General features: G+C 55.5%; 8 protein-coding genes and 1 tRNA gene. 2 read left to right on the top strand and 7 right to left on the bottom strand.

The window, feature by feature from the left end:
• Window positions 1-263: protein-L-isoaspartate O-methyltransferase family protein (locus tag ACTG34_RS09570; protein WP_439104705.1), on the bottom strand; the 263-nt coding region annotated here is incomplete at its 3' end.
• A gap of 135 nt (window positions 264-398) precedes the next feature.
• Between ACTG34_RS09570 and ACTG34_RS09565 the strand changes: the two genes are divergently transcribed.
• A tRNA-Cys gene (locus ACTG34_RS09565) sits at window positions 399-472 on the top strand.
• A gap of 68 nt (window positions 473-540) precedes the next feature.
• Here ACTG34_RS09565 and ACTG34_RS09560 read toward each other — a convergent pair.
• The 3 genes from ACTG34_RS09560 to ACTG34_RS09550 all read right to left on the bottom strand — a co-directional run bounded on the left by ACTG34_RS09560 (window position 541) and on the right by ACTG34_RS09550 (window position 1,978).
• The gene (locus ACTG34_RS09560) at window positions 541-1,488 is read right to left on the bottom strand and encodes a site-specific integrase (RefSeq protein WP_439104704.1); all 948 of its coding nucleotides are present in this window, start codon (window positions 1,486-1,488) and stop codon (window positions 541-543) included.
• Window positions 1,489-1,568: 80 nt separating this feature from the next.
• Complete coding sequence (locus ACTG34_RS09555) at window positions 1,569-1,760, bottom strand: hypothetical protein (protein ID WP_439104703.1); 192 nt, start codon at window positions 1,758-1,760, stop codon at window positions 1,569-1,571.
• Window positions 1,761-1,783: 23 nt separating this feature from the next.
• The gene (locus ACTG34_RS09550) at window positions 1,784-1,978 is read right to left on the bottom strand and encodes an Arc family DNA-binding protein (RefSeq protein ID WP_439104702.1); all 195 of its coding nucleotides are present in this window, start codon (window positions 1,976-1,978) and stop codon (window positions 1,784-1,786) included.
• A gap of 32 nt (window positions 1,979-2,010) precedes the next feature.
• On the opposite strand from ACTG34_RS09550, the gene ACTG34_RS09545 reads away from it, so the two are divergent.
• On the top strand, window positions 2,011-2,397 hold the full coding sequence (locus tag ACTG34_RS09545; RefSeq protein WP_439104701.1) for an Arc family DNA-binding protein: 387 nt from the start codon (window positions 2,011-2,013) through the stop codon (window positions 2,395-2,397).
• A 235-nt stretch (window positions 2,398-2,632) separates the two neighbouring features.
• On the opposite strand, the gene ACTG34_RS09540 is transcribed toward ACTG34_RS09545, so the two are convergent.
• From ACTG34_RS09540 to ACTG34_RS09530, 3 genes are all read right to left on the bottom strand, one after another.
• Window positions 2,633-2,716 (bottom strand): hypothetical protein, encoded by an 84-nt coding sequence (locus ACTG34_RS09540; RefSeq protein WP_439104717.1) that lies wholly within the window; start codon window positions 2,714-2,716, stop codon window positions 2,633-2,635.
• Between the two features lie 224 nt (window positions 2,717-2,940).
• On the bottom strand, window positions 2,941-3,735 hold the full coding sequence (iolB, locus tag ACTG34_RS09535; protein ID WP_439104700.1) for a 5-deoxy-glucuronate isomerase: 795 nt from the start codon (window positions 3,733-3,735) through the stop codon (window positions 2,941-2,943).
• Between the two features lie 10 nt (window positions 3,736-3,745).
• Window positions 3,746-4,469: TIM barrel protein (locus ACTG34_RS09530; protein ID WP_439104699.1), on the bottom strand; the 724-nt coding region annotated here is incomplete at its 5' end.

The raw sequence follows: 4,469 nt of genomic DNA, 5'->3' as shown, positions 1-4,469 counted from the left end.
CCCGCACCCAAATCGAGCACCAACTCATTCGACTGGATATCAACCTCTTCGAGCATCTTGGCGAAGACCCGCGGGTCAAGCACGACCCGACCACGTCCCAAATCGATGTGCTCACCGACATAGGCCGCATCGCGTTTGGACGCAGGCACAAAGGCCTCGCGCGGCACATTCAACATCGCCTGAATGATAGGAAACTTGGTCACATCAGATGGGCGCACCTGCGTGTCGACCATTGTTGTGCGCAGTTGAGAAAAGTTTGGCATGATCTGAACTCTTTTAGTCACAAGACGTTGCGCCCTTATAGCCATGCCCTGCCCCTAAGGGCAACATCAGAAAGCGTCATTTGCCCGCTTGCGAAGCCCGAATTCATCGTATAGACCGCGCTGCATACCATCCGAGGCGGGTTGGTAGAGTGGTTATGCAGCGGATTGCAAATCCGTGTACACCGGTTCGATTCCGGTACCCGCCTCCAATAAAATCAATGGGTTGCGCCATATCTTCTCTCCTTCACTGCCATTTTTGAAACAAGCGTTGAAACTTTCAGGTTTCGGTCTTGCTTCGTTCCATATGATTTCTTGCATCTTGAGCACGCTTCGCCAGCTCCCTCTGCCGGATCGGCCCGCCGTATTTTTTCAGCATCTCAACGCCTGAATGTCCGGTGACGGCTTTGACCATTTCGTCATCACATCCGGCCAGATAAAGCTCGATTGTTGCGTTTTTTCTGAGTTCGTGCGTTTTGTAGTAGCTTGCCTTCTCGTGCTTCATCTTCTTTTTGATGGCGCGCATTTCCTCCGCAACGATCCTATAGCTCACTGGTCGCCCCTTGGCGTCGGTCACAACAGTTCCGTCCGTTCGTGCGCACCCATCGAGATGGGTTTTCAGGCGGTCGGTGAGCGGGATCCACAGCGGCTTGTCAGTTTTGCCCTGCGTGAAATCGAATCCATCTTCAGAAAAGTGCGCCCACTTCATCTTCACGACATCGCCGATGCGCTGGCCAGTACCAACGCAAAGCTCGTAGACCAGCCGCGCCCGCTTTGAAGCCAGCGCTTCGAACTCGGCGCGAACTTCGTCTGGCCAAGGCTCCCACCCGTCGCTCTGTTGCTTGAAAAGTGGAATGCCTTTCGCCGGATTGCCATGCTCCTTCTTGATGAAGCCAATCAATCTGGCGTGGTTCATTAGAACGACCATGACCTGGACGAGATAGTTGGCTTGCCGCCAATGGTCCGCATTGGCGCGATGCAATTCGTAGATGTGATGAGTTTCGATCCTAGTCGGGTCTTTGTCGGCCCAGATCTCACGAATGTGGCTGATATACCGCCGATAATCCGACCTCGTCCGAGGCTTCAGCTTCTTGTAGGCGTCGCTCTCGTAGTAACTGAGAATCAACGCCTCAAAATTACGCTTCACCGGCGTGGGGGCTGGTTTCCCCTTCAGCAGGCGATTGTAATGATCCCAGAATTCCGGCGTGCCCGCTTCCTCGTGCATCATGACTGAAATACCCCGCGAACGCCGGATGAATCGGAGATACCCCCTGTCATTATAGACGTATTTTGGCAGACTCTTTCGGGTCATTCGCCCATTCTCAAGTCGCTGTTGAGGAAGTCATCGGCCACCTCAGCAGCCACCATGTTTGCATCAACAATAACGCTGCCATCAGGCCTAATTTCAAACTTTGCCCGCTGCCAGCCCGCCTCCCGCGCTTCTCTAATAAAGGCCGAGGCCGCTTTTTTCGCTTTTGTCTGTGCACTTGTCTTGGTCATTGTCTTGGTACCCTCTCGCCTCGTCAAAAACGCGCATTATGACTATGATCCAAAACAATATTCTGAACGGAGTTTAGTGCCGCACGCCTATCTTTCGCCGCGCGAATAGCACGGATCACTTCAGAATTTTGCGAGTTTCCATTCCGATCAGATTCCGCCTTGATCCACTCCTTGAGCTCTTCGGGAAGCCGAAGTTGCATAGGTTTACGACTATTCATGCGTAGGTCCTCAATCATGCGCCGCGCTAGATATGGCACTAAGCCACCATTGCGTCAATGGAATTTTATGGCATTGTGCCATTATGACAGAACAAAGTGCTCAGAATCAGGATAAGTTCATCGTTCGGCTCCCAACGGGACTGCGTAATCGAATACGTTTGACTGCCGAAACAAATCACCGCAGCATGAATGCTGAAGTGGTGGCCTTACTCGAAGAACACTACCCCGCGCCTGCACCCGAAAAGGTAACAGAGCCCGCTGCACGTATTATGCTTTGGCTTGCTGCCCGTATTCGCCGCCGTGATCCAATGCCAGGCTCAGTTCGGGAACGACAAGCTGCCATGTACGAAGGCATCGCGAACGACATTATCTCTCGCATGTCAGCGATTAACCGGAAAGCACCCCGAGACGATCAGTAGGCCCCCACTCATACTCATGAGTGTCCTAGTCACCTTCCCACACCAAAACCGCATCGTGCGCTGGAGATGTCGATCGCAGAGTAGAAAGCGACTAGGTCGTGGCGTGAAATGAGGCCACTGTGGTTGAAATTGTGCCACGCTTTGACGTGCGATCTCGTCACAAAGCTGAAGCGGCGCACGGCGCATGCTGGCACAATAGCCAGAATGCGCTGTCTTGGTTTTGGGCTGACTATCGTCAGTTTTTACTACTGTATTTGAACCTGCAACTTTCGCCGTTCATCCCAAGAATGTGGACGTGGTAGATCAGGCGATCGAGCAATGCGTCTGCTTGGTAAACGCCCCTTGCAACGTTGGAAGTCGCAGTTGTTTACGGTAGAGCCGCAAAAGGATCTGAAGGGGCTTCGGTCATGCCCCCCACCAGTTACAGCCCTTCGGCGACCATAATGAAAGGCGCATGAAAGTACCGTCACCCTATGCCGTATACTACGTGTCGGAGCTTCATGCGCCGCTCATTTTCTTTACTCAGACGGCGCGGTGCGCGGATCAGATCAGGTGTTCAACGGCGGGTGCAGGGACGAAGCGCCATGCGCGGCGGGGGCCGGCCATGACGTTGAGGTAATACATCTCGAACCCGTGGGGCGCGCCGCACGGATGATGGCCGCGCGGGACACACACCACATCGCCGTCATGCACCGCCATCGTCTCGTTCAGGCTCAAATCATCGGTGTAGACGCGTTGAATGCCAAAGCCGTCAGCGGGATTGAGGCGATGGTAATAGGTCTCTTCGAGATAGGTGATGCGCGGAAAGTCATCCTCGTCGTGGCGGTGGCTCGGGTAGCTCGACCAGTTGCCCGCAGGCGTGAACACTTCGGTCACGAGCAAGCTGTCGCAGTAGTCCTCGTTCTCCATCGCGATGTTGTTGATATGGCGCGTGTTGCTGCCCTCGCCGCGCTGCGTGAGCGTAATGCCATCGGGGCCAATACGTCGCGCCGCGTGGCCCGATTTCCCCGGTGCCTTGCACACGGCGATGGTCGCATCCGTGGTGCATTCAAGCGCCCAGTCGCTCTCATTGGGCACATATAGACAATGGGGCGGGGTTTTCTCGAACACGCTCATGCGATCGCCCAATTCGCCCCAATCCTTGCCCGCCGCCGTGATCGTGGCCTTGCCCTCGACCATCACCAAAATGACCTCGTTCTCGCCAGTGGCCTCGGCCCAAGTCTCGCCCGCGCGCAGTTTGATCAGATCGAACCCGACATAACGCCACCCCGCGCTTTCGGGCGTGATTTGATGCACTTTGCCGTGGATGCCAAAGGGACGTTTTAAAAGATCGGGCATGGTATATTCCTTAGATAAGACCTGTCTCGCGGGCGAGACGTTTGAGCGTGGCCAGACCGAGGGTCTGATACAACAACGGGTTGCGCAGATCGGGGTCTTGCTCGGCCTCGATCACAATCCAGCCCTCATAGCTCGTGTCTTTGAGGATCTGCAAAAGCGGCTCAAATTCAACCGCACCCTCTTGATCGCCCGGCACCGTAAACACCGATCCGCGCACACCGTCCATAAACGACCACCCCTCTGCCTCGACCTGTGCGCGCACGGCGGGACGCACGTTTTTGGCGTGGAAGTGCCGCACGCGGGCGGCGTGTTTGGCCAAAACAACTGCCGGATCGCCGCCACCAAAATAGCAGTGCCCCGCATCAAACAACAGTTTCGTGGCCCCGCCCGCCGCAAGGGTTTCGGCCATAAACGCATCGATATCGGCGGGGCTTTGCACCACGGTGCCCATGTGGTGGTGATAGACCAGATCAATGCCCTGATCCGCGCAATACTGTGCAATCGCCTCGACGCGGATCGCAAAGTCCTTCATCCCTGCGGCGTCCAATGTGGGCCGCTCTGACAGCGGTTTTTGATCGCCTTGGATGGTGTTGGACGTCTCGCAAGCAATGCAGACGGTACAGCCGTTGTGCTTGAGCTTGTCCAGATGCGGCTGGATCGCCGCTTTCTCGTCCTCGATGGAATTGGCGAGCACGCCCAACGAATGCCACCCCGAGATGAATGTGAGGCCGTAG

It is taken from the genome of Celeribacter marinus, assembly GCF_965656515.1.
In the GTDB taxonomy this organism is placed as follows: domain Bacteria; phylum Pseudomonadota; class Alphaproteobacteria; order Rhodobacterales; family Rhodobacteraceae; genus Celeribacter; species Celeribacter marinus_D.
Note: the sequence above shows the minus strand (reverse complement) of the source record. Positions and strands in the feature narration are given on the sequence as shown.

Excerpts from the sequence above, each read along its gene's own strand:
- ACTG34_RS09560 (WP_439104704.1), bottom strand. The coding sequence starts at position 1,488 with ATGATGCACGAGGAAGCGGGCACGCCGGAATTCTGGGATCATTACAAT.
- ACTG34_RS09555 (WP_439104703.1), bottom strand. The coding sequence starts at position 1,760 with ATGACCAAGACAAGTGCACAGACAAAAGCGAAAAAAGCGGCCTCGGCC.
- ACTG34_RS09545 (WP_439104701.1), top strand. The coding sequence starts at position 2,011 with ATGGCACTAAGCCACCATTGCGTCAATGGAATTTTATGGCATTGTGCC.
- iolB (WP_439104700.1), bottom strand. The coding sequence starts at position 3,735 with ATGCCCGATCTTTTAAAACGTCCCTTTGGCATCCACGGCAAAGTGCAT.
- ACTG34_RS09550 (WP_439104702.1), bottom strand. The coding sequence starts at position 1,978 with ATGAATAGTCGTAAACCTATGCAACTTCGGCTTCCCGAAGAGCTCAAG.